At 47.7% G+C, this 22,725-nt stretch carries 20 protein-coding genes and 1 tRNA gene; 13 read left to right on the top strand and 8 right to left on the bottom strand.

Translation table 11 applies throughout. The annotated features are described in order from the left end of the window. Nucleotide 1 precedes the first annotated feature (1 nt). Complete coding sequence (coaD, locus tag Q1A54_RS07480) at nt 2–481, top strand: pantetheine-phosphate adenylyltransferase (RefSeq protein ID WP_299986361.1); 480 nt, start codon at nt 2–4, stop codon at nt 479–481. On the opposite strand, the gene Q1A54_RS07485 is transcribed toward coaD, so the two are convergent. Beyond that, nucleotides 435–1,115, bottom strand: a complete 681-nt coding sequence (locus tag Q1A54_RS07485; RefSeq protein WP_299986363.1) for an NUDIX hydrolase — start codon at nt 1,113–1,115, stop codon at nt 435–437. The two genes, coaD and Q1A54_RS07485, sit on opposite strands and share 47 nt — an antisense overlap. A gap of 109 nt (nt 1,116–1,224) precedes the next feature. On the opposite strand from Q1A54_RS07485, the gene pyrE reads away from it, so the two are divergent. Together pyrE and Q1A54_RS07495 are read left to right on the top strand one after the other, a co-directional pair. Beyond that, complete coding sequence (gene pyrE / locus Q1A54_RS07490; protein ID WP_299986365.1) at nt 1,225–1,863, top strand: orotate phosphoribosyltransferase; 639 nt, start codon at nt 1,225–1,227, stop codon at nt 1,861–1,863. A gap of 16 nt (nt 1,864–1,879) precedes the next feature. Continuing rightward, the gene (locus Q1A54_RS07495; RefSeq protein WP_299986367.1) at nt 1,880–2,377 is read left to right on the top strand and encodes a metallophosphoesterase family protein; all 498 of its coding nucleotides are present in this window, start codon (nt 1,880–1,882) and stop codon (nt 2,375–2,377) included. 107 nt (nt 2,378–2,484) lie between these two features. On the opposite strand, the gene Q1A54_RS07500 is transcribed toward Q1A54_RS07495, so the two are convergent. Continuing rightward, the gene (locus Q1A54_RS07500) at nt 2,485–2,667 is read right to left on the bottom strand and encodes a hypothetical protein (RefSeq protein WP_040574265.1); all 183 of its coding nucleotides are present in this window, start codon (nt 2,665–2,667) and stop codon (nt 2,485–2,487) included. Between the two features lie 79 nt (nt 2,668–2,746). On the opposite strand from Q1A54_RS07500, the gene Q1A54_RS07505 reads away from it, so the two are divergent. The 3 genes from Q1A54_RS07505 (at nt 2,747) to Q1A54_RS07515 (ending at nt 6,044) form a co-directional block, all read left to right on the top strand. Then, on the top strand, nt 2,747–3,787 hold the full coding sequence (locus tag Q1A54_RS07505; RefSeq protein WP_299986369.1) for a GntG family PLP-dependent aldolase: 1,041 nt from the start codon (nt 2,747–2,749) through the stop codon (nt 3,785–3,787). A gap of 47 nt (nt 3,788–3,834) precedes the next feature. Further along, entirely contained in the window at nt 3,835–4,467 is a 633-nt protein-coding gene (locus Q1A54_RS07510) for a DNA-3-methyladenine glycosylase 2 family protein (RefSeq protein ID WP_299986371.1), read from the top strand. Nucleotides 4,468–4,967: 500 nt separating this feature from the next. Beyond that, entirely contained in the window at nt 4,968–6,044 is a 1,077-nt protein-coding gene (locus Q1A54_RS07515; RefSeq protein ID WP_299986373.1) for a hypothetical protein, read from the top strand. A 31-nt stretch (nt 6,045–6,075) separates the two neighbouring features. On the opposite strand, the gene Q1A54_RS07520 is transcribed toward Q1A54_RS07515, so the two are convergent. Together Q1A54_RS07520 and Q1A54_RS07525 are read right to left on the bottom strand one after the other, a co-directional pair. After that, nucleotides 6,076–6,987, bottom strand: coding sequence for a DUF58 domain-containing protein (locus tag Q1A54_RS07520; RefSeq protein WP_299986375.1), 912 nt, complete (start codon nt 6,985–6,987; stop codon nt 6,076–6,078). Between the two features lie 12 nt (nt 6,988–6,999). Beyond that, on the bottom strand, nt 7,000–7,410 hold the full coding sequence (locus Q1A54_RS07525) for a septal ring lytic transglycosylase RlpA family protein (protein WP_299986376.1): 411 nt from the start codon (nt 7,408–7,410) through the stop codon (nt 7,000–7,002). Between the two features lie 148 nt (nt 7,411–7,558). Here Q1A54_RS07525 and Q1A54_RS07530 point away from each other — a divergent pair, with 148 nt between their 5' ends. Both Q1A54_RS07530 and ychF read left to right on the top strand, forming a co-directional pair. Then, nucleotides 7,559–7,915: a DUF3276 family protein gene (locus Q1A54_RS07530; RefSeq protein WP_007657542.1), complete on the top strand. Its 357-nt coding sequence runs from the start codon at nt 7,559–7,561 to the stop codon at nt 7,913–7,915. A 132-nt stretch (nt 7,916–8,047) separates the two neighbouring features. Beyond that, nucleotides 8,048–9,145: a redox-regulated ATPase YchF gene (ychF, locus tag Q1A54_RS07535; RefSeq protein ID WP_007657540.1), complete on the top strand. Its 1,098-nt coding sequence runs from the start codon at nt 8,048–8,050 to the stop codon at nt 9,143–9,145. A gap of 223 nt (nt 9,146–9,368) precedes the next feature. Here ychF and Q1A54_RS07540 read toward each other — a convergent pair whose 3' ends face one another. Then, nucleotides 9,369–10,691: a DUF5103 domain-containing protein gene (locus tag Q1A54_RS07540; protein WP_299986380.1), complete on the bottom strand. Its 1,323-nt coding sequence runs from the start codon at nt 10,689–10,691 to the stop codon at nt 9,369–9,371. Between the two features lie 184 nt (nt 10,692–10,875). Here Q1A54_RS07540 and Q1A54_RS07545 point away from each other — a divergent pair, with 184 nt between their 5' ends. Next, a complete protein-coding gene (locus tag Q1A54_RS07545) occupies nt 10,876–11,739 on the top strand; it encodes an SDR family oxidoreductase (protein WP_299986382.1) in 864 nt (287 codons plus the stop codon). 5 nt (nt 11,740–11,744) lie between these two features. On the opposite strand, the gene Q1A54_RS07550 is transcribed toward Q1A54_RS07545, so the two are convergent. Both Q1A54_RS07550 and Q1A54_RS07555 read right to left on the bottom strand, forming a co-directional pair. Then, complete coding sequence (locus Q1A54_RS07550; RefSeq protein ID WP_299986384.1) at nt 11,745–13,106, bottom strand: ATP-binding protein; 1,362 nt, start codon at nt 13,104–13,106, stop codon at nt 11,745–11,747. After that, complete coding sequence (locus Q1A54_RS07555) at nt 13,096–14,484, bottom strand: sigma-54 dependent transcriptional regulator (protein ID WP_299986386.1); 1,389 nt, start codon at nt 14,482–14,484, stop codon at nt 13,096–13,098. Before Q1A54_RS07555 ends, Q1A54_RS07550 begins: the two co-directional genes overlap by 11 nt. Before the next feature lie 243 nt (nt 14,485–14,727). Between Q1A54_RS07555 and Q1A54_RS07560 the strand changes: the two genes are divergently transcribed. From Q1A54_RS07560 to Q1A54_RS07575, 4 genes are all read left to right on the top strand, one after another. Then, nucleotides 14,728–17,151 carry an ABC transporter permease gene (locus tag Q1A54_RS07560; protein WP_299986388.1) on the top strand — a complete coding sequence of 808 codons (2,424 nt, stop codon included), beginning with the start codon at nt 14,728–14,730 and terminating at the stop codon, nt 17,149–17,151. Between the two features lie 141 nt (nt 17,152–17,292). Continuing rightward, a tRNA-Glu gene (locus Q1A54_RS07565) sits at nt 17,293–17,364 on the top strand. A 612-nt stretch (nt 17,365–17,976) separates the two neighbouring features. Further along, nucleotides 17,977–19,629: a bifunctional metallophosphatase/5'-nucleotidase gene (locus Q1A54_RS07570; RefSeq protein WP_299986390.1), complete on the top strand. Its 1,653-nt coding sequence runs from the start codon at nt 17,977–17,979 to the stop codon at nt 19,627–19,629. Nucleotides 19,630–19,789: 160 nt separating this feature from the next. Continuing rightward, nucleotides 19,790–20,842: a c-type cytochrome gene (locus Q1A54_RS07575; protein ID WP_299986392.1), complete on the top strand. Its 1,053-nt coding sequence runs from the start codon at nt 19,790–19,792 to the stop codon at nt 20,840–20,842. Nucleotides 20,843–20,952: 110 nt separating this feature from the next. Here Q1A54_RS07575 and Q1A54_RS07580 read toward each other — a convergent pair whose 3' ends face one another. Next, complete coding sequence (locus tag Q1A54_RS07580; protein WP_299986394.1) at nt 20,953–22,662, bottom strand: arylsulfatase; 1,710 nt, start codon at nt 22,660–22,662, stop codon at nt 20,953–20,955. Nucleotides 22,663–22,725: the final 63 nt, after the last annotated feature.

The following is a 22,725-nucleotide window of genomic DNA, read 5'->3' on the forward strand; positions in this document are numbered from 1 at the left end:
AATGAAAAAAGTCGCCATTTTCCCAGGTTCGTTTGATCCCTTTACCAATGGCCACCTGGATGTGGTGCTGCGGGGCTCCAAAATGTTTGATGAGATCATTATCGCCATTGGCAACAACAGCAGCAAACAACGCTACATTCCAGTAGAGAAGATGGTGGATATTATCGGAGAGGTTTTCAAAGATAAGCCCAATATTACGGCACGCTCTTATAAAGGACTTACAGCAGAATTTGCCCGTGAAGTGAATGCTACTTTTTTGCTGCGCGGGCTACGCAACACCACCGACTTCGAATATGAAAACACGATAGCCCAGGCTAACCGTCACATCAACAAAGACCTGGAGACCGTGTTCCTGATCACCTCACCAGCATTGGCGGCCATCAGCTCTACGATCATCCGCGAAATTCATCGCTTTGGTGGCAATGTAGATGAATTTATACCTTTCCAGATTTCAGCGATTGGAGATATTCCCGTACAATAAAGGCAATCGAGGTATAGGCTTTGGGCAGTACTTCCATGGCCTCTTCCGGTGTCATCCAGCGCACTTCTTCTATAAACTCCTCCGCTTGCGGCTTCATCAGACTGTCATCCGTGCAGCCCATCAGGTACCAGCTTGTCTTCTTGAGGATCTTCTTGCCTTTAAAAGCATAAGAATGCCAGGTCTTTGGAAGTTTATTTAACACTTCTACCGAGATATTGCACTCCTCCTCTACTTCGCGCACAGCACCATCCTGCGTCTTCTCGCCCTTGTTCAGCTTGCCTTTAGGCAGGTCCCAAACCCCCAGACGGTAGATCATCAGGATTTTTCCATCTTTCAGCACCAGCCCGCCTCCGGCTTTCACGATCTTGAACTGATCTTTGAGATGCTCGATCAATTGCTTTTTCTTGTTGGCGACCAGTGTAAGCGAATTTAGCTTTTTTAGCTTTTTCACTTCCATAAGCCGCACAATACGATCTATTAACTGCGGGTCAGCCCCTTTAATCAGCACGTCCCCTACCAGATCTTTAGAGGTGAAGTGGTTGTCAGCAGCGAGCACCAGGTCGTAGTGATGACGGTGTACCTTCTCGTTTGACTTTTTGAGGATAAGCGGAATATCGTTAATAAAAACGTTCATAGGGTCAAGTGCTCGTATATCAGGCTTGAAATTTACACAAATCAATCAATATTTCGCTGTAAAGAAAATACAGGTCGCTAAAAAGGGGAAATATTTCTTAAATTCGGCCATGGATAATCAGACGACAGCACATCAGGTAGCCTCTTTCCTGCTGGAAACCGAGGCCGTGAAATTGAGACCAGAACAGCCCTTTAAATGGAGCTCCGGTTGGAATTCGCCCATCTACTGCGATAACCGCGTGACCTTATCCTTTCCGCACATCCGAAGCTACATCAAGCAGCAATTAGCCGAAATGATCAAACAGAACTTTCCGGAAGCTGAAGCCATTGCAGGAGTTGCCACGGCAGGTATTGCCCAGGGAGCACTGGTCGCCGATCTACTGGAAATGCCTTTCTTGTACGTGCGCCCGCAGCCAAAGAGTCACGGTATGGCCAACCAGATAGAGGGGAAACTGATCTCCGGCCAGAAAGTAGTGATGGTGGAAGACCTGATATCGACAGGAGGCAGCTCGCTGAAAGCAGCAGAAGCAGTGCGATCGGCAGGCGGCAATGTAGTAGGTATGGCAGCGATCTTCACCTATGGGTTTGCTTTGGCTGAAGATAACTTCAGGGAAGCAGGTATACCGTTGCACTGTCTCAGCGATTACCAGGCGCTGACCGAAGCCGCCATGCAGAACGGCTACATCCCGGAGTCAGCCATGCCTACACTGGCTGAGTGGCGTCAATCCCCTGAAACCTGGAAGGTATAAACACACAAGGTATAGCATGAAAATAGGCCTCCTTTCTGACACGCACGACTATATGGATGATCAGATCCTACGGCACCTCGCCGATCGGGACGAGATCTGGCATGCCGGTGACTTTGGCACTGCCATGGTAGCGGAGCGTCTCAGCGAGGTGGCACCCCTTCGGGGCGTGTATGGCAACATTGACGGACAAGACATACGCTCACTTTACCCAAAGGTACTGCGGTTCAATGCCAATGGACTGGATGTGCTGATGACGCACATTGGGGGTTATCCGGGAAAATACCATCCGGATATAAGGCAGGAAATCATGGCGAACCCTCCGAGCCTCTACATCACCGGACACTCACACATCCTCAAGATCATGACCGACAAAAGTCTGAACAACCTGCTGCACATCAATCCGGGTGCGGCTGGCAGGCACGGCTTTCATAAGGTGCGCACGATGGTGCGCTTTGCCATCGACAATGGACAGGTGCGCGATCTGCAGGTGATTGAGCTTGGCAAGAGGGCATAAAAAAAGCGTGCCTGCTGGTGCAAGCACACTTTGAAGTCTTTCGAAAACCCGCCAACCGAAGCTTTCACAGCGTTGGCAGGCAGATGGTTTTACTTTGCCGTAAAAGACTACTCAGCAGAAGCTTCTTCTTCCTTCTTGTTCTTAGGCGCTTCACCGAACTGAGCACGCAGCTCGTCCATGTCCACGTTCTTAATAACTGGCGTCAAAAGCAATTGCTTAATTCTGGCAACCTTGTTGTTTGCTCTTGCCTTATTCTTACGGTCTTTTCTTTTAAGTCTAGTAACTCCCATCGTTGCAAAATTTAAATTTGAAGGGCAAAAGTAAGTTATTATTTTTACAAAGTAAAGTATTTCTAGCATCAAATTCGATATGAACATAACAGATCTCCGCTCCGACACCGTCACAAAGCCCACTCCTGCCATGCTGCAAGCTATGTTTGCCGCCCAGGTAGGCGACGACGTGTACGAAGAAGACCCAACCATAAACGCCCTCGAACGGAAAGCTGCAGCGCTTTTTGGAATGGAAGCCGGCCTTTTCTGCCCCTCTGGCACCATGACCAACCAGATTGCCATCAAGGCCCATACCGAGCCGATGACGGAAGTGATCTGTGATATTACGGCGCACATTTACCAGTATGAAGGTGGCGGTATCATGTTCAACTCTGGTGCCTCAGTGGCACTCGTGCATGGCGAACGCGGCAAAATGACTCCGGAGCAGGTAGAGGCCCATATCCGTCCGGATAACATCCACTACCCTCCTACCCGCCTGGTAGCGCTAGAGAACACCTGCAACAAAGGAGGTGGCTCCTATTATACCTTACCTGAGATAGCCGCTATCTCTGGGGTGTGCAAGCGCCATGGCATCGCCTTGCATCTGGATGGTGCCCGTGTGTTCAATGCCCTGGTCGCATCTGGTGAGAACCCTCAGGAATACGGTACTTACTTCGACAGTATTTCAATCTGTCTCTCAAAGGGACTAGGTGCGCCGGTAGGCTCTCTCCTGCTGGGCACGAAAGAATTCATCAAAAAATCACGCCGCATCCGCAAAGTGCTGGGTGGCGGTATCCGACAGGGCGGTTATTTGGCAGCAGCCGGCATTTATGCGCTAGACCACCATGTCGAGCGACTGGCTGAAGATCATCAGAAGGCGAAGCAGCTGGAGGCAGTTTTAAACGAAGCGGATTACGTGGAGTATGTGCTTCCCGTGCAAACTAACATTGTCATCTTCAAGCTTAACGACAGGTACAAGGATGTAGATTTTGTTGCCGCACTGGCAGAGCAGCAAATACGTGCCAGCAGTTTTGGTCCGCAGATGATCCGTTTTGTGACGCATCTGGATGTGAGCGAAGAAATGCTGCAGCATGTGCTGCAGGTGCTGCACAGTCTCAACAAAAAGCAGGTGGCGGTTTAGTCCGTCACCTGTTATACCTTCTTCTAACTTATTACATCACTGCAGCCATGGCCACTGAAAACACGCACCACCTTTCACCTGAAGTTCTGACGATACTCAGACAAGATCCGGTCATGGCTCAGATCGTGGAGCAGGGCCGGTCAATTGAATCATCCAGATCAGAGGATATATACTTCAGGTTGCTCAGCGCTATAGTATCGCAGCAGCTCAGCACCAAAGCAGCCGCTACCATCTTTGGGCGCTTCAAAGAACTTTTCCCTGACAACTACCCGCACCCTCACCTGGTGCTCGAAACGCCGGATGAGACCCTCCGAGGAGCCGGTCTTTCCTTTCAAAAAATTGGCTATGTGCGCAATGTGGCGTCTTTTGCGCAAGGTGGAAACTTAGAGCATGCGCTTATAGATGCCATGGAGGACGATGCCCTGATACAGCACCTGACCCAAATAAAAGGTATAGGCCGCTGGACGGTGGAGATGCTGCTGATGTTTGCGCTGGAAAGACCGGACGTGATGCCAGTAGATGACCTGGGTATACAGAATGCGATGAAACGGCAATACAATTTAAACGAAACAGGCAAAGAACTTAAGGCACGCATGTTGGAGATTGCTGAGAAGTGGCGCCCATATCGGACCATTGCATGTAAGCACTTGTGGCAGTCGCTAAACAATACCCCAAGCTAAGTGCTAACGTTAAACAAATGAAAGGATTAACTATTTTAAATATAAGTTTTATTCGTAATTTTATAACTTAAAATAGAATTTACTAATATTTGTTTACCTTTTATTTTCGTCTGCTTACCATTCTAATAAGTCAACAAACTTTTAAATCCTGATTTAAATAGGTATAATCTTAATCACGTCTGTATAAATTTCATAACTACCCCACAATTACTAAGCCTGCCAAAGCTCAGGTTCTGATAGTAGTTTATTGCTGTAAATTCCCCTATTGATATATCTGTGTATCAAAGCGATGCTGTTTACTTTTGAATTCACGTGTACTTTTTCATTACTCACCTATTCTGTATGAAATCAATAAGTACATTCTTTCGATTCCTCAACTCAAGCTAAGTAACCCTTCATAATTAAGAGTTAATCCTAATAAACCACCAATGCAAAATTGCACTGGAAGGGATATTATTGTCTTTACAAATCAAATTATAAACCTTAAACAAATTATTCTTATGAAAGCAAAATCTATTTATTCAACAATTCACTTGCTGTTGTTCATCGCAGTAGGTTGTTTTATGTATGCTTGTACTCCAGACAATGAGGCTGATAACATTGGTCCAAGAAATATTACTCAAAATACTGGTGATGATGGAGAAGAAGTGTGTGATAATTGCTCTGGAGAACTCGAGATTATCAAAACTACAGGACCCGTACTCAATCCGAGAGAGACAACACTTGGCGGTTTTGAGGTATGTGAAGAAAATGGAGAATTATGTTTTTATTATACAGCATCTGCGGGTACAATTGGAAATGTAAGAATCGGATTTTGGATAAGCTTAGAAGATATCTATGACGATAATGTAAACCCATCTCCTAAACATTTTGAATCGAATACCAACTACCAACATCAAATTAGTAGCAATTATGATGATCCCATATGTATCAAACTTGAAGATATAGCAACGGCTCTAGGTTATGAAAGCGTGGATGATTTAAGGGGCAATAGAATTGTCATTGCCACAGATGTACAACTCTCAGGTGGTGATGGTGTAGAAGGTGGCCAAAGTTGGGTTGGAACTCTAGTTGATAATAGCAAATATCCATTTGAACGTTATTTCGAATATGAAGTATGCGAAAATGGTGGCAATGGGGATCACTGCCTTTTCACACAAGGTTATTGGTTTGCTAAACCTAACAGTGTATGGCCGAATGGTGAATGTGGTGAAGAACCACAAAGGCCATATACATGCGGAACAGTCGAACTTGGTGGAGAAACCTATACCAGATCATTCCTCCGTGAAGTATTCTACATAAAAGGAGGAAAGTCTTCATTAAGACAAGCTTTTTTACAAGCTGCAGCACTACAACTTAACTTAGACTCTAATCCGCAGCTTGAAGGTCAGTTAGGAACGGAATGCTTTGGGGCTCTCGCAGCACTAGCCACTATTGAAACTTATTTGGAAGAAAACTATCCAAATGGAGTTACAATCTATGATTTGAGAGGCACTGCACGGAATGCAACACTTCAACAAGCTGCTGACGATATATCATCCTGCTTAAACTCAACAGATTTTTGTAATGCTGATTAATTTAAAATGATAAAATTTTGATAAACATATTCTACTTCACCTTCGCCCGCTTCACCAAGTAACTGTAGAGCACTTTGTCAAACGGTTCACTGATATCAACCGGCACAAAGTCAATCTTGTACTGCCCGCATTTCAGCTCAAGTTCGCGCTTGTAATTGCTTACGGCCTGCTGGTAATGGGCTTTCACTTGGGAGGGTTGTAATTTCAGTTCCTGCCCTGTCTCCACATCCACGAATACATAGGGCCGCTCGGCAAAGTCAAACTCCTCTTCGGTACGGCGGTCCATCACATGGAAGATCAGCACTTCGTGCTTCTGGTGCTTCAGGTGTTGCAGGGCGGCAAAAACGGCATCACTGTTTTCGTGTTGCCCAAGCATGTCGCTAAAGATAACGACAAGCGATCGTTTCGGTATTTGCTGGGCTATCTGATGGATGACAGAAGCGACATCCGTCTGGGCGCGGGATGGTGCCTCCTCCAGCTGCTTTTGCAGGAGCAGTAACAAGGTATGGAGGTGAGAGGCTGTGGAGCGAACAGGCGTTTGCTGACGTATGGCTTCTGCAAAAGTCACCAAACCTACGGCATCACGCTGCTTGCGAAGCAGAGTGGCCAGGGCAGCAGCACACAGTACACTGAAGGTGAGTTTACCACGACTTTCTACCGGATAGTACATAGAAGGCGAAACATCCAGCAGAATATGGCAGCGCAGATTGGTCTCTTCCTCGAAACGTTTTACAAATAGTTTATCGGTTCGCGCGAATACTTTCCAGTCAATGTGGCGGGTACTTTCGCCGCTGTTATAGAGCCGGTGTTCTGAGAACTCTACCGAAAAACCATGATAAGGCGACTGATGCAGCCCCGTAATAAAACCCTCTACCAGCTGCTTGGCCAGAAATTCCATGTTCTCAAATTTCTGAATATCGGCTAGGGTGAGCGGCTTTTTCATACAGGTATAGGCTTATTTCTTTCCTGACGGCTTTATCTCAGAAACGACGGTTTTCATTTCGGGTTGTCCATCGTCGGGAACTTCGTGCAATTGCACAGAGGCGATTCCCTCCCGGATCAACTCGATCTGCTGAGCGGCCGCCTTGGATAGGTCGATGATGCGATGCCGGCTGTGTGCCATGCGGTCGTTGATGCGCACGATCACCGATTTACCGTTGCGCACATTAGTTACCTGCACATAGGTGTTGAACGGCAAAGTAGCGTGAGCGGCCGTAAGCTGTGTTTTGTCATAGCGCTCTCCGTTAGCGGTTCGGTGTCCGTGCATGCGGTCGGCGTAGTAAGAAGCCTTGCCGTCAGCAGAATAAAGGGCCGTGCCGGAATTGAAAGAAAAGAGAAATACTAGTATAAGTGAAAGCAAATTCATACTATACTATATTTGGTCCGGTGACAAATATAGAATTAAATCTCTGCAGCGCTGCAAAATGGCTAAATTTTAAATTCAAAAATTTTTATATATCAGAACAATATGTTAGCTTTAGGTTCAGAAAGTTGAATTTAACGTCTATAACACGGTGGAAGAGAACAACGACAAAGCAGAAATTTATTCCCAAAGAGTAAGAGCAGGGAAGAGAACGTATTTCTTTGATGTGAAATCAACTCGCTCAAACGACTTCTATGTGACCATCACAGAGAGCAAGCGCAAGTTCAAGGATGACGAGTTCTCGTACGAGAAGCACAAGATCTTCCTTTATAAAGAAGACTTCGTGAAGTTCATGGAAGCCTTGCAGGGCACAATCGATCACGTTAAATCCGAACTTTTGACTGAAGAGGCCCTCGCCGCCCTCGAAAGACCAGCCGAAACCGAGGCAACTCCGGTACCGGTGGCCAATGCCGAGGTGTCTTTTGATGAAGAACTGAAGTGGGAATAGACTCCCCGTTTTTAGTTTAGCGACCGAGAGCCCGTGTTTCCAGCACGGGCTTTTTTTATACCCCCAGCCCCTGCCCTATACTGACTGAAATTTCGTATCTTTGCGCCCTGATATAAAACAAGATAAAGATAAATGGGACTAAGATGCGGAATCGTGGGACTGCCAAACGTGGGCAAGTCCACTTTGTTCAACGCTATTTCGAATGCTAAGGCAGAATCTGCCAATTACCCTTTCTGTACCATCGAACCGAACGTGGGCGTGATCACCGTGCCTGACGAGCGCCTCCAGATCCTGGAAGAACTGGTTACGCCGCAGCGTGTATTGCCTACCGTGATCGAATTTGTGGACATTGCCGGTCTAGTGAAAGGTGCCAGCAAAGGCGAAGGTCTGGGTAACAAGTTTCTGGCCAACATCCGTGAGGTAGATGCCATCATCCATGTGGTGCGTTGCTTCGAGGATCCGAACATCGTACACGTAGCTGGCAAAGTAGACCCTATTTCTGATAAAGAGATCATTGACACAGAGCTGCAACTGAAAGACCTGGAGTCCATCGAGAAAATGATGATCAAGGTACAACGTTCTGCCAAGGCGGGTGATGCAAAAGCCAAAAAAGAACTGGCTTCGCTCGAGAAATACAAAAATCATTTGGAGCAGGGCCTGAACGCCCGTAGCCTCGACGCTACCGAAGACGATAAAGAAACGATCAGTGAGCTGAACCTGCTAACAGACAAGCCTGTGATTTACGCTGCCAACGTGGACGAAAACTCCATGAACGACGGCAATGAATACTCGAAGGCACTGGAAGAGCACGTGAAAAACGAAAACGCGCAGGTTGTTCTCATATCCGCCTCCATCGAAGCGCAAATCGCAGAGCTGACTGATCCGGAGGAAAAAGAAATGTTCCTGGCGGAGTATGGCTTAAAGGAGTCTGGCCTGAACAAGTTGATCCGTGCTTCTTACGAGTTGCTCAATCTGATCACATACTTCACCGCTGGTGTGAAAGAGGTACGCGCCTGGACAATCGAGAAAGGCTGGAAAGCTCCTCAGGCTGCAGGTGTTATACACTCTGACTTCGAGAAAGGCTTCATTCGTGCGGAGGTGATCAAACTCAAGGACTATCAGGAATACAAGACTGAAGCCAAGATCAAAGAAGCCGGTAAGATGGCTGTCGAAGGCAAAGACTATGTAGTGCAGGACGGTGATATCATGCACTTCCGTTTCAATGTGTAAACTACACAGTTTCAAATAATAAAAAAGGCGGGGTAAATCCCGCCTTTTTTTGTAAACAATGGACTTTACTGCTAAACTCTAAGCTGATAGTCACCGATGTTGGTAATAGGGAAGACAGGTTTATAGCAAATATATCAGATCCTACCAGTCTATTGTCATACTCAAATATAAAACGACTGCCCATCTAGCGAAATACCCACAACTAGGTATTTATGCAGTCTTGTTACCTGTTATTAAACAAAATCTCCTCATACCCGATCAGCAGGTCGGCGCGGGAACCTGGCGGGCGATAATAGATCAGGATGTCATAAGTGTTTCCTGTGGCAAAGTGGCTCCCCTCAAAGTAGCTGGCATCCGCTGCCTGTCCATTAGCGCGCTTTAGCGCATAGTAGTAATTATAATAACCCTGCTTCAGCAATAGCCTTCCTTTGTAAGCCTGCTGTTCCTGGTCGTAGCGCATTCGGCTTTCATCGTTTAACAGCCAGTCAGTCAAGCCACCCTGTATGTATACTTCGCCTTGCTCCTCTCCTGTCTTTAGTTCAAAATCCACCCAGGTATAGTCAGCATTTACGATCGAGTTACCATACTCCCTGTTCCCAAACAACATTTTACCGTCAGCGTCGGGGTCCTGGCTATACGCTGCACCAGCCCGGCTGCGTTCAGGTTGCAGCAATATATGCACGGGCGAAGCTTCTAGGTTGATCTGCTCTATACCTAAGCCCTTAAAGCGGATACTGCGTGAATCAAAGGAACGGAATTCGCTTAATCCCAGAAAGTGATCTTTGGCCTCGAAAAACACATACTCCAGTCGCCGCTGATCATCGCGTACAAAAGCCGGCCTTGGGTATACCTTGGCATTATCCCAGCGGTGATTCTGACGCATGACAGCTTTTACCTCCTGCGCCGGATTTACCAAGGCGTAGTCTTTATAAAACACGTTGAACTCTACGGGCTGGCGGGCTGCTCTGCCCTCCGGACCGGTTGGCATGCCGAGTTTGGCTGTCACGGCTACCAGGTTCTGGTATACCAGTATTCGCCTGGTCAGCAGCAGATTGCCTCCCTCCTCACTTACCTGCAGCACATAATTTCCACTCAGTTTCACGCGCGGCACCCGAAAGCGGTAATGAACATAGGGCACGCGGGTGTTGATGGAGTTCTGTACATCTGTAATGAAGAACTCGTTAAAGTCGTTGAGGTACTGTGCGTCATTAAGTCCGGAAGGGGTCCAGTCGGCGTTGCAGTGCACCAGCTTGGCCACGAGACGCTGCGGACCGGCATTGAGACGATCGAACTCTAGCAGAATGGGCTGCTCCTGGCCTATGGAAATAACGGCAGGCTCCAGTACTGCTTCTGGACCACCGGTGCCGCGGTAACACTGCACAGAGCGTATACTGTTATCGTACACATAGTCTTCATAGCGTACAGACTGCTGTGCCGTACTACCTGAAGTGGCATATCCCTGCTGCTCTAGCGGAACACAGGCTGCCAGGCCCAGACAAATAGAAGCTACCGCAAAGGCGTTGCTAAACTTATTCCAGAACATCATATAATTCTATCAGCTGCTGGTGGGCTTACAAAAAACACAGCCCACGCAATTATATCCGAAGATAGGAATTTTTGAACAAAGCTGAAGTAACTGCGTAGTGGAGCATTGTATTTTTCCTTTAATACACTGCGTATCAATCGTTTATCACGTATAGGAATTAACGCGAAACAAACAGCCCTTCACTATGAAAAAAGTTCTACTGGCCGGCGCTACCGGGCACCTGGGGAGGCATATTTTCCGGGAGCTAAAGCAGCATGGATTTGCAGTGCGTGTATTGGCGCGCAATCTGAAAAAGGCACAGTCCCTTTTCCCGGATCCGGAAGAGCTCGTACTTGCCGACGCAACAAAACCTTTTTCGCTGGAAGGCTGCTGTACGGGAGTGGATGTGGTGATCTCAGCTCTGGGCAAAAATCTAAGCCTCCGTCACCAGGGCGGCGGTTCGTTTCACGATATCAATTATAAGGCAAATCTCAATTTATTAAAAGAAGCGGAGCAGGCTGGTGTTCGGCAGTTTATTTATGTGTCGGCATTCGGGGCAGGACGTTATCCGCAGTTGGCATATTTTAAGGCACATGCCTCTTTCGAGAAAGCCTTACGACACAGTTCACTCACCTATACCATTCTAAAGCCGGTTGCCTTGTTTTCAGTATTTGAAGAAATGGCAGCTATGGCCAGAAAAGGGCACATTGGGCAGCTTGGGCAGGGAGACAAACTCACAAACCCCATTTATGATGGCGATGTGGCCCGCATTGCGATCGACTGCATTGGAAAGCCTAGTCAGTCCCTGGAGCTTGGCGGCCCTACCTCCTATACCCGGCAGGAACTCGCTCAGCTTGTATGTGAAGCAGCTGGTTACAATGGACGTGTAGCCGAAATTCCCTTCGATTATGTGGATACGCTTCTCCCTTTTGTGCGGCTTCTCAGCCGTAGCCTCTACGACAAACTGGCTTTTATGACAGCTGTGAGCAAAGTAGATTGCGTCGCCCCTGTAGTTGGGCAATGTACGCTGGAGGCCTATTTTGAACTGGAACCACAGCTAAGCTCATGAGCCAATCAAAACCTCAGTATGAAAGTAGTTCCTCTATCTAACTCCGACTGCACAGAAATAGAGCCTTTATGAAGACGCATGATCTGACGGGACAGGCTGAGCCCTATACCTGATCCGCTCTTCTTTGTAGTGAAGAAAGGAATGAAAATCTTGGTCGTAGCCTCTGCCGTCATACCCTGCCCGTTATCCTCCACCTCCAGGCACACGCGGCTTCGCTCGTCCAGGTAGGCACGTACAGTTATCAGCTTGTGGGCTCTTTCCTGAACTGCTTCCATCGCATTTTTAACCAGGTTGATGATTACCTGCTCCACCATACCTCTGTCGGCCGATAGCAACAGACTGCTGCCTGACCGCAACTCAATCTTAAAGTCAATGTCCTGCTGCATCAGCTGCTCACGCAACAAGGTCTTTATTTCTGAGAGCAGCTCCCCCACATCGATCAACGTCAGTTCCGGAACAGTAATGCGGGTCAGGTTGCGGAAGTCATTCACAAAGTGAATCAAGCCGTCGCTTCGGCGGCTGATGGTATGCAGACACTGGCGTATATCCAGTAATTCATCCCGAAGAACAGTGATCTCTTCAGCATTTGTATCATCAACATAGCCACTTATCTCCTCACCGGCACTAGCTGAGAGTGAGGCAATCGGCGTCACAGAGTTCATAATTTCATGCGTCAACACCTTGATTAGGTTCTGCCACGCTTCCATCTCCTTGTCCTCCAGTTCGCGCTGTATGTTCTGCACCGATGCCAGCTTGACCTTATCCCCCAGCATCACCAATTCGATCACCTGCACCGACAGGTTTATAACCGAGCCTCCCTGTCGCAGCGGAACTACGGCCTTCTCGCCATGGTCCAGTCCAGAAAGGCGAACGGCTAAGTCAGGGTATAAATCAGCCAGTTCCTGTATCTGATGCAGTGCGCCGACCTGTAGTAGCTTGCGGGCAGCGTGGTTGAGCAGCAGGATGCTGCCATCGTTTTTATAAGTGATGATGCCTGTACCAACGTGCTGCACAATAGCCTCAAAATAATGCAGGTGAGCCTCTTTTTCGGCTCTTACTGCCCTGAATTTTTTCATCACTTCATTCAGACCCGCTGCCAGTTCCCGGTGCAATCTGCCACCTGTCGATACAGGTATAAGCTCTGTAAAATCGTCGTGCCGGATGGAGTTCAGGAAGCTAAGGAATTGCCGGTTTGTACGCTCATGGAAGCGCACCAGCAGGAATACCTGTAGCAGCAGGAAGAGCACAAGACCAATGAATGTGCCCCGGTAGGCAGGATCCAGCCCTACCTTTGCCAGCACAAAAACAGTAAGTGCCAGCATGATGAGCCGCAGCACCAACTGTAGCCGGTAGTTGTTAAAGCGCATATTTCTCTAGTCTTCGGTACAAGGCACCGCGGGACAGGCCCAGTTCTTTGGCTGCTTTTGACACATTGCCCTCATGTAGCTGCATGGCCCGCTGCACTGCCTGTCGCTCCAGGTCCTCCAGATTTTGGGAATTAGGCACTGCTGCCGGGGCGTTTGCAGACAAGGTTGGTTCGTCCGGTATAAAGAAGAAATCATCGGGTTGCAGCTCCCGGTTATCGCTCATGATCGAGGCACGCTCCAGCACATGCTGCAGCTCCCGCACATTGCCTGGCCAGGTATAGCGACGCAGCTTAGCCAGCGCGGCGTCAGAGAGTCGCTTGAGTGGCTGCTTATACTTGGTGGCATACGTTTGCAGGTAATGATCCGCAAATAAGGGAATGTCCTCCAGACGCTCACGAAGTGGCGGCAGGTTCAGCTCCACCGTGTTGATGCGGTAGAGGAGGTCTTGCCTGAATTCGTGACGCTGCACCATTTCTTTCAAGGGCATATTGGTAGCGCAGATCAGGCGCACATCAATGGGAATGGGTTTGTTCGTGCCTACCCGGATAATCTCTCTACGCTGCAGTACAGTCAGCAGCTTGCTTTGCAGTGCCGGCGATAGATTCCCGATCTCATCCAGAAAAAGCGTCCCTCCATTTGCAGCTTCAAAGCGCCCCACCCGGTCCTCTTTCGCATCCGTAAAGGCACCTTTTTTGTGCCCGAAGAGCTCACTCTCAAACAGGGTTTCAGTGATGGCCCCCATGTCTACCGTCACGAACACCTTATCTGCCCTGGAGGAGCGTTGGTGGATGGTGCGGGCGATGACTTCTTTTCCGGTACCATTCTCGCCGAGCAGCAGAATGTCGGCATCGGTGCGGGCAACTTTGTCGATGATGGAGAACAGACTGCGCATAGCCTGGCTCTCACCTGTGATGACCGGTTGCTGGTTCTGTAACTCGGCGGTGAGGGTGCGGTTTACCTGCCGGAGCTGATTTACCTCTTTGTAGGAGTGGCGCAGTTTGGAGGCGGCAGTCAGGGTGGCCAGCAGCTTCTCGTTCTGCCAGGGCTTCAGCACAAAATCAGTTGCTCCCTCTTTGAGAGCCCGCACGGCCATCTCCACATCCCCGAAGGCAGTGATCATGACTACCACGGCCGAGGGGTCATATTTCAGAATTTCCTTTAGCCAGAAAAAACCCTCCTGACCGCTCGTGATGTCCTGGCTAAAGTTCATGTCCAGGAGAATAATATCGAACTCTTCATTGGAAACCAGGAAGGGAATCTTCTTCGGATTCTTTTCCATTACTACTTCTTTGGCATATTTGCGCAGCAGCATCTTGGCCGAAAACAACACATCTTCGTTGTCGTCGATAACTAGTATTCTTCCCAGGTTTTGTTCCATGACAGGTATAGGTTTTAGAAAAAGAGGATAGAAAATTATGCCAGTCGGGTTTAATGCTTAATTTAAGATAAATTTAGGAAAAATATAGCTTATACCTGTCCAGCCACGGACAATAAGTGTCCACAACTGGTCAGTTGAACAATACGCCTATACCTAATAAAGGCGGCAAAGCCCCTTTTGCAGGACTGGCACAACAATGGATTTAACGAGGCTAACAGTTCCACTCCTAAAACTGTACACGACATGTTAAAGCTCTATTTTCTAACGGCCTTCCGATCACTGCTACGCAGCAGAGGCTACAGCCTGCTCAATGTACTGGGGCTGGGGCTAGGCATTACCTGCAGCATCCTGCTCTTTCTGGTTATTCAGTATGAACTCAGCTACGATGCCTTCCACAGCAAAGGTGATCGTATTTACCGGCTGAATATTGATGCGCATTATGCCGATGGCGTTTTTCAAACTACATCCATTCACTTTCCGGCTACCAATGCATTGCGCAACAATAATCCGGGCTTTGAAAACATAACCCAGATATATTCAGAAGCAGATGGCCAGATTACGATCCCGGGCAATGGCAACTCGGTGCCCCGCCACTTCCGGAATCCGGGCCAGCTAGCCTTTGTGGAACCGGAATTTTTTGAGATTTTCAGTTTCAGCACAGGTGGGCAGGACCTTCGCCCCTACATGCGCGAACCAAACAACGTGGTGCTCACAAACAGCATGGCAGAGTTATTCTTCCCGGAAGATGACGAGGTGATTGGCAAGGTGATCAGCTACAACAACAAACTAACGCTTAAGGTAGCAGCCGTTATACCTGACCTTCCGGTCACGACCGATTTTCCGTTCGCGATGCTTGTCTCCTATCCTACCCTGCAGAGCTTTATAAATTTTGATCTCAGCTCCTGGCATACACTCCTGAGTAACCATACAGCATTTGCTTTACTGCCTGACAAGGCAGCTGTGGAGGCAACAGAAAAACAGGCAAACGATATCATACAGAGTCTTATACCTGACAAGCGAACAGCTAGAGAACTAATCAACCTTCAGCCGCTCCAGGATATTCATTTCAATCCGGCATACGGCAACTACTCTCAACGCACCATTTCCAAAGAAGTGATCTGGTCGATGGCCCTGATCGGCTTGCTCCTCCTAGTGACTGCCTGCATCAATTTTGTCAACCTGGCTACGGCGCTGGCTGTGCGCAGGGCGAAAGAGATCGGTATACGTAAGGTGATGGGCAGCAACCAACTGCAACTTATGCTGCAGTTCCTGGGTGAAACGCTGCTGATCACACTGGCTGCCACACTCGTGTCTATAATACTAATAGAGCTGGCTTTACCATACCTGAACCAGCTGCTAGGCTTGAAAATAGCTTTCAGTTTTATTCAAAACCCGCAACTGTTACTCTTTGTGACGCTGCAGGTGCTGCTGGTCTCACTCTTCGCTGGCCTATACCCTGCTTTTCTGCTAGCGCGCTTCCAACCGATCGCCGCGCTGCGCAGCCGCATGTCGGTACAGGAGGTCGGGGGACTCTCGCTGCGACGAAGTCTGGTGGTATTACAGTTCACCATTTGCCAGGTTCTCATCATTTGTACACTTATTGTCAATGAGCAGATGCAATACCTGCGCAACAAAGATTTGGGCTTCGATAAAGATGCTGTCGTTACGGTACCCTTGCCTCGCGAAAACAGCGACAAAATAGAAGCGCTTCGGGATGAGATCTTGAAAAACCCAGCACTTAATGGACTTACTTTCGGCTCTGCGCCCCCTTCTTCTGAAATTACACGCTTAAGTGCGTTTCGCTTTGGCAACCCAGAAAATATCATACCTTTCCAGGCACACATGAAGTCCGCAGACGAGCATTACCTGGAGTTGTTTGACATCAAGCTCATTACGGGTCGCATGTTCAGGGCTGACGGCTTTGAAAAAGACTCTGTCATGCAAGTGCTCATCAACGAGACGATGCGCCGAAAACTGGACATACAGCAGCCTGAGGAGGCAATTGGCAAGAGTATATACCTGAATGGAGGCAGACAGAAGGCAACTATTGTAGGTGTAGTGGAAGACTTTCACCAAAATTCACTCCGTTTCCCGATCGACCCGGTCATCTTTTATTCCAGTGGAGGTGATAACTTCTTTATGATGGCGAAAATAGACATGCGACAGGCAGAGGATGCCCTGGCCCATCTTGAACAGGTATGGCAGAAGGCCTATCCGGAAGCGGTATTTCATTACGAATTTATAGACGATACGCTTGATCGCTTCTACAGAGATGAGTCACGGCAGAGCACCCTTTTCAAGATTTTCTCTTTCATTGCCATATTCATAGGCTGCCTGGGCTTATATGGGCTGATTGCCTTTATGGCCACCCAGCGTACCAAAGAGATCGGTATACGCAAAGTTATGGGGGCCTCAGTGTTCCAGATCATAGTGCTCTTCTCCAGGGAATTTGTTAAACTGGTGCTGATCGCCTTTGTGCTGGCAGCCCCTATCGCCTGGTACCTGATGAGTGAGTGGTTGCAGGACTTTACCTACCGTATCAGCATCGGGTATATCCCTTTCCTGATGGCAGGGGCCGCCACTCTTATCATTGCACTGATCACCATGAGCACGCAGGCAGTACGGGCAGCTATCGCCAATCCGGTTCTTTCTTTAAAAGCAGAGTGATACTGTGCAGGATGAAGCAAAAAATTTCTCTCTAAAAGTGAGGCAATTACGCTGTATGCGCTGTTTTTTTATCAAAAAGAAGACCGGAGACTTTGCAAAATAAAAGCTACCCGCTATATTTGCATCACAATACGACAGAATGGTCCGTTCGTCTAGGGGTTAGGACTCCAGATTTTCATTCTGGCAACAGGGGTTCGATTCCCCTACGGACTACAAAACCCGCTTCAGTTTTACCTGAAGCGGGTTTTTTGTTATTCCCCACTAAACAAAGGTTTAACAGATTCCGGATTCTGTCTAGCAAACCCCTCATTACAACTGTTTAAAGACTCTTAGTTTTATACTGACACTTATGCCTTGTAGGTATGCTTGTGAGTATTCAAACACTCTTGTAAACCCTGCGTTTTTGAACAAACAATCGTTGATAACCTGCATCAAAACCTGAAAGCTATGAGTTACCAATTGCGTTAGAAAAAAGGGTTTTTTGAAGTTGCCACCTGGTGTAATGTTGCCTTGCAGTAGGCTGCAGAAACATGAAAAAGGCGAAGTGGAAGTAGTATCAATAAGCTCTAGCCGTGACTTAACTGTAAACTACTAGAATGAAGGCTGTGCTGAAAAGTGCGGCCTTTTTATTTACCTGTCTGCCTGTTATTCAAAATACAAATGACTTATGTAACCAATGTCACTGAACCACGGCAAGCAGTACCTCATCTTTGTGTTGATCAAATAATAAAGTAAGACTATGAAAGACTTCTGGAACGACCGCTACAGCTAAAAACAAATGGTATATGGCGCAATACCTTGTTATCCAACCTTAACAACACAAAAATGATTAACCTATTTAAAAAGACATTACTTTCTGCCCTACCCTTTATTGGCTTAGCTGCATTAAGCTCTTGCCAAACATCAGAGCAGGGAGAAACAACAGCCAACCAAGACGGCATCGAAACCATCACCATCTTGCAGACAGCCGACATCCACGGACAGTTAATGCCTCACCAGGAAATGTTCGTGGAGAACGGAGAATTTGTATTCAAAGAACGTGGCGGTGTAGCCAACATTCAGACGCTCTTCAAGCAGGTAAAGGCAGAAAATCCTGAAGGCACTGTGATTGTGGACGGTGGTGACCTAATACAGGGAAGCGCCGTAGCAGCTATGTCGGAAGGAGATGCCATAGCCCCGGTCATCAAGGCGATGGACTACGATTTCCTGATTCCCGGTAACTGGGAAGTGATCTTTGGCAGCCAGAAAATGCGCAGTATACTGGAGTCGTATGGCAAGCCAGTGGTATGTGCCAATATCTATGACGAAGCCAGCTCTGAGCTGCTTTACCCTCCTTATATCATCAAGGAAATAAAAGGCGTTAAGCTGGGCTTCATCTCTTATAACGATCCGGAAGTGCCGGTACGCCAAAATCCGGTATTCAGCAAAGGGCTTATTTTCAAAGGGCTAGATGATAACCTCCAGCCACTTATCAAAGAACTGAAAGAAGAAAAAGGGGTGGACATCCTGTTCCTTGTAACGCACCTGGGTATCTCAAAGCAAATCTACCTGGCAGATCAGCCTGAGATTGAAGGCGTGGACTTTGTATTGGGAAATGATACGCACGAAAGAATCAGAAAACCACTCAAGCGCAAGTACGCACAGGTGGTAGAGCCGGGTGGCTTCGGTTCCTTTGTTGGTCGTCTGGACCTGGATATAAAAGATGGAAAAATAGTGGACCAGCGCTACGAGCTGATGGATGTAGACCCTGAGAAATATCCGGCTGACCCAGTAGTGCAGAAAATTGTAGATGAGCAGATGGCACCTTACAAAACACAAATGGACCGTGTGCTGGGCTATACCACAGAACCGCTCTACCGCTACCTGGTAGTGGAGAATGCACTGGATAATATGATCACCGACGCCGTTCGCTGGAAGACAGGTGCTGACATTGCCATCTCAAATGGCTTCCGTTTCGGAACCCCGATCGTGCCGGATGCTTCGGGTAAAGCACCCATTACATACAGCGACATTTGGAACATGCTGCCTGTGAACGAGAATGTGAAAACAGGAAAAGCCACTGGCCAGCAGATTAAAAACTGGATGGAACAGGAACTCCACAATGTGTTCGCAGAGAAGCCTCTAGAGCGCTTTGGCGGCTGGGTAATCCGTTTTTCAGGTATGGAACTGACCTTCAAAGCAAATGCTCCTAAAGGCGAGCGTGTGCAATCCATCACGGTTGGTGGGAAGCCACTCGACCTGAAGAAAGAATATACCATGGCTGCCTGCCGCAGAACCGGTGAGCCTGACCATGTGCTGTGCCGTATGCCAAATGCCAAAGACCCTAAAGTACTGGACTATACGGTACATGACGTAATGGAAGAATATCTGAAGAAAAATGGCACTGTTTCTCCTAAGATTGATGGAAGAGCCAAAGTACTGGACCTGGAGTCACCGGTGCTTTCACAGCTGCCAAACATTGATTACGTTTTCAGATAAGAGCATAGTTTAGTGTATCCGAAAGAGCAGGGAGTTTATACTTCCTGCTCTTTTATTTTTAAGGAAAACCATTAAAAATTACTGCCTCTGTGACATTTATCACAGTCTATGACATGGTTATACAATAGCTTGTACTGATATTCACCTTATGTAACTCATCATGAAAAAAGATCAGGAGCAAGACTTTGGAAACCTATTGGTAAGGTTTACCAGTTTGATAGGTTTAAGCACCATCGCCACAATATTGCTGGTATTTATAGTAGTGGCCTTACGTTTTACTGCGGTACATACTTTACTACCAGATCTGACACAGGTTTTCTCAGATAGCACTGCGGACGCACCTGTTTTACCTGTAGCTGACAAAGAAATCTGGAAGGCGCCTGATCTGGCAACACTGCCTGCAACTCCAGAGGGCGAACTGATCAGATACGGCCATGAATTAGTAAAAAACACCGCTCAATACCTTGGCCCTGAAGGAAGTGTACTACATATATCCAATGGAATGAATTGCCAGAACTGCCACTTGGATGCAGGCACAAAACCGTATGGCAACAACTACGCTTTAGTAGCCTCTACGTATCCGAAGGTTCGGGCGCGGTCAGGTGTGGAAGAGGATGTGACGAAGCGTGTAGCCGATTGCTTTGAACGCAGTTTGAATGGAACAGCACCTGATAAAGACTCTAAAGAAATGAAAGCAATGGTTGCTTACATACAATGGGTTGGAAAAGATGTTAAGAAAGGAGAAAGTATAAAAGGCTCCGGTTTGATGGATATAGAGATGCTGGACCGTGCGGCCAGTCCGGAATTAGGGAAAGCATTATACATACTTAAATATCAGGTATGCCACGGCGAGGATGGCGAAGGAGTGAAACCTGAAGGAAATACCGTATACGTTTACCCTCCGCTATGGGGACAAAACAGCTACAACGACGGAGCGGGCTTATACCGTATTTCAAATTTTGCCAAGTATGTAAAGGCTAATATGCCTTTGGGAGCAACCTATGACAAACCTCAACTAACCGATGAAGAAGCATGGGATGTAGCCGCTTATGTTAACTCGCTCCCAAGACCAAAGAAAGACATCAGCAAAGACTGGCCTGATATTTCGAAGAAGCCGTATGACCACCCATTCGGACCCTTTTCTGATGGATTTTCAGAAGAGCAGCATAAATACGGCCCGTTTCAGCCAATTATTGCATCACAAGTAAAGTAAAGCAGGGCATAAAGCTTAGCCGCACCAGACAGATATCAAGAAGAAGTACAATTATCAGGTTTGCTAGCAGCAAACCTGATATCTTCATTAATATTCAGTTTCATTCGCGTTTAATCGACCAGGTCTGCCGGAGAATCACCTTTGGATGATGCATTATTCTCCTTCGGATGTTCTTGAAGCCGATGCTTTGGATCGAAACGGTAAAACTCTTCATATCCTAATTTTTGTACAGCAGGCTCACCATTGGATTGGATGTAGCCGACTGAGCACGCGTATGCTTCCCAGTTCGCTTTCAGTTCTTTGAACTTTTCTGGAAACTGCCCGGCCAAGTTATTCTCTTCCTTGATGTCTTCTTTCAGGTTGTACAAATGCCATTCGTCGCCTTTGCCATAAGGTGGCGGCATGAAGATGAGCTTCCAATCGCCTTTCAGCACGGCTTTGCATTCTGCTATTTCGAAACACAACACGTCAAAATTGTTTCGGATCGGCTGCTTTGTTTCTTCCTGCAGGTAAGGCTTCAGCGAGGTGCCATAAAGTGGCTTCAGATCCTCATTTGTGCGCGGGAAAGAAACATTAGCATAGTCTAAAATAGTAGGCAAAATGTCAGTAACATGCAACATTTGATCTGTAACCACGCCGCGTTTGTGCATTCGTCTTCCGGAAACAATAAGAGGCGTCTGTGTGCCGCCTTCGTAGGTAGTTAACTTGAAGTAGGACAAAGGGGTGTTGGCTACTTCCGCCCAAGACCCGCCAATAGAGATAAAGGAATTGATTTTCCCAAAATTCTCCAGACGATTATCATACTCCTGCTCAATCAGCTCTTCGGTGTTGGGCGCATAAAAATGGGGCTCTTTGGGATTAGCACCATTATCGGAAAGAAAGAAAATGATGGTGTCGTCGTATTTGTTCATCTCTTTCAGACGATCAAACAAGCGCCCCAGGTTCCAGTCCAGGTTTTCTAGCATGGCAGCATAGACTTCCATTTTCCGTGCCTCTTCCCTGCGTTCTTCACCGGTAAGTTCATCCCAACTATTAAAAAGGCCACTGCCTTCGTTCTGGCTTAGCTCGTCAGGTATCAGCCCTAGTTCCTTCATCCGCTGCAGGCGTTGTTCCCGGATGGCATCATACCCGTCATCGTAGGTGCCTTTGTAATTATCCAACCATTTATCGGGTACCTGTAACGGGTCGTGGGGAGCGGTAAAGGCCAGGTAAGCGAAGAATGGACTGTCGTCTTGTTGCTCCGATAGATACTGCATCATCTTATCCGTGTAGTATTCGGAGGAGTAGAAATCTTCAGATAGATTTTCGACTGTTTTACCGTCCTCTGTATACTTGGTGTGCGGCTGCTCGTAGGCGCTCAGGGCTCGCTGGTCGTAAAAATGGCTGACACCACCTCCCAGAAAAGAAAACGTACGCTCAAAGCCACGGGCATGCGGCCGCCAGGCTTCCTGTTCACCTAAGTGCCACTTGCCCGCCATATAGGTATGGTAACCGGCTCCCTTCAGTATTTCCGGCAGAGTCAGTACATCGCCATTTAGGTAGCCTTCATAGCCTGGCTGCATGTATTGGTTGGTGGCATGCGCGGTCGGCATGTTCCCCAGTCCGGCATCATGGTTGTCGCAGCCCGACAGCAGCATAGCCCGCGTGGGTGCGCAGAGGGCTGAGGTGTGAAAATGCCGGAAACACACGCCATTATCCGCCAACTGTTGCATGTAGGGCGTCCTGATCTCGCCGCCAAAAGGCTGACAATCGGAATAGCCCATGTCATCCACTACAATAAGCAGGAAATTAGGTTGCCGCTGATACGAGTTCGCTTCCATTTTCTATAAACTTATCTAAATGACTACCCAGCTTTAAGCAGCTTATAAATACGTCACATTTGA

The sequence above is a fragment of the uncultured Pontibacter sp. genome (genome assembly GCF_947502515.1).
GTDB lineage: Bacteria > Bacteroidota > Bacteroidia > Cytophagales > Hymenobacteraceae > Pontibacter.

What these genes read in the sequence shown, in the direction of transcription:
- Q1A54_RS07555 (WP_299986386.1), bottom strand. Translation starts at nt 14,484, where the DNA reads ATGGAACAAAACCTGGGAAGAATACTAGTTATCGACGACAACGAAGAT.
- Q1A54_RS07485 (WP_299986363.1), bottom strand. Translation starts at nt 1,115, where the DNA reads ATGAACGTTTTTATTAACGATATTCCGCTTATCCTCAAAAAGTCAAAC.
- Q1A54_RS07580 (WP_299986394.1), bottom strand. Translation starts at nt 22,662, where the DNA reads ATGGAAGCGAACTCGTATCAGCGGCAACCTAATTTCCTGCTTATTGTA.
- Q1A54_RS07560 (WP_299986388.1), top strand. Translation starts at nt 14,728, where the DNA reads ATGTTAAAGCTCTATTTTCTAACGGCCTTCCGATCACTGCTACGCAGC.
- Q1A54_RS07500 (WP_040574265.1), bottom strand. Translation starts at nt 2,667, where the DNA reads ATGGGAGTTACTAGACTTAAAAGAAAAGACCGTAAGAATAAGGCAAGA.
- Q1A54_RS07515 (WP_299986373.1), top strand. Translation starts at nt 4,968, where the DNA reads ATGAAAGCAAAATCTATTTATTCAACAATTCACTTGCTGTTGTTCATC.
- Q1A54_RS07505 (WP_299986369.1), top strand. Translation starts at nt 2,747, where the DNA reads ATGAACATAACAGATCTCCGCTCCGACACCGTCACAAAGCCCACTCCT.
- Q1A54_RS07520 (WP_299986375.1), bottom strand. Translation starts at nt 6,987, where the DNA reads ATGAAAAAGCCGCTCACCCTAGCCGATATTCAGAAATTTGAGAACATG.
- Q1A54_RS07540 (WP_299986380.1), bottom strand. Translation starts at nt 10,691, where the DNA reads ATGATGTTCTGGAATAAGTTTAGCAACGCCTTTGCGGTAGCTTCTATT.
- Q1A54_RS07495 (WP_299986367.1), top strand. Translation starts at nt 1,880, where the DNA reads ATGAAAATAGGCCTCCTTTCTGACACGCACGACTATATGGATGATCAG.
- pyrE (WP_299986365.1), top strand. Translation starts at nt 1,225, where the DNA reads ATGGATAATCAGACGACAGCACATCAGGTAGCCTCTTTCCTGCTGGAA.
- coaD (WP_299986361.1), top strand. Translation starts at nt 2, where the DNA reads ATGAAAAAAGTCGCCATTTTCCCAGGTTCGTTTGATCCCTTTACCAAT.
- Q1A54_RS07570 (WP_299986390.1), top strand. Translation starts at nt 17,977, where the DNA reads ATGATTAACCTATTTAAAAAGACATTACTTTCTGCCCTACCCTTTATT.
- Q1A54_RS07510 (WP_299986371.1), top strand. Translation starts at nt 3,835, where the DNA reads ATGGCCACTGAAAACACGCACCACCTTTCACCTGAAGTTCTGACGATA.
- Q1A54_RS07575 (WP_299986392.1), top strand. Translation starts at nt 19,790, where the DNA reads ATGAAAAAAGATCAGGAGCAAGACTTTGGAAACCTATTGGTAAGGTTT.
- Q1A54_RS07545 (WP_299986382.1), top strand. Translation starts at nt 10,876, where the DNA reads ATGAAAAAAGTTCTACTGGCCGGCGCTACCGGGCACCTGGGGAGGCAT.
- Q1A54_RS07550 (WP_299986384.1), bottom strand. Translation starts at nt 13,106, where the DNA reads ATGCGCTTTAACAACTACCGGCTACAGTTGGTGCTGCGGCTCATCATG.
- ychF (WP_007657540.1), top strand. Translation starts at nt 8,048, where the DNA reads ATGGGACTAAGATGCGGAATCGTGGGACTGCCAAACGTGGGCAAGTCC.
- Q1A54_RS07525 (WP_299986376.1), bottom strand. Translation starts at nt 7,410, where the DNA reads ATGAATTTGCTTTCACTTATACTAGTATTTCTCTTTTCTTTCAATTCC.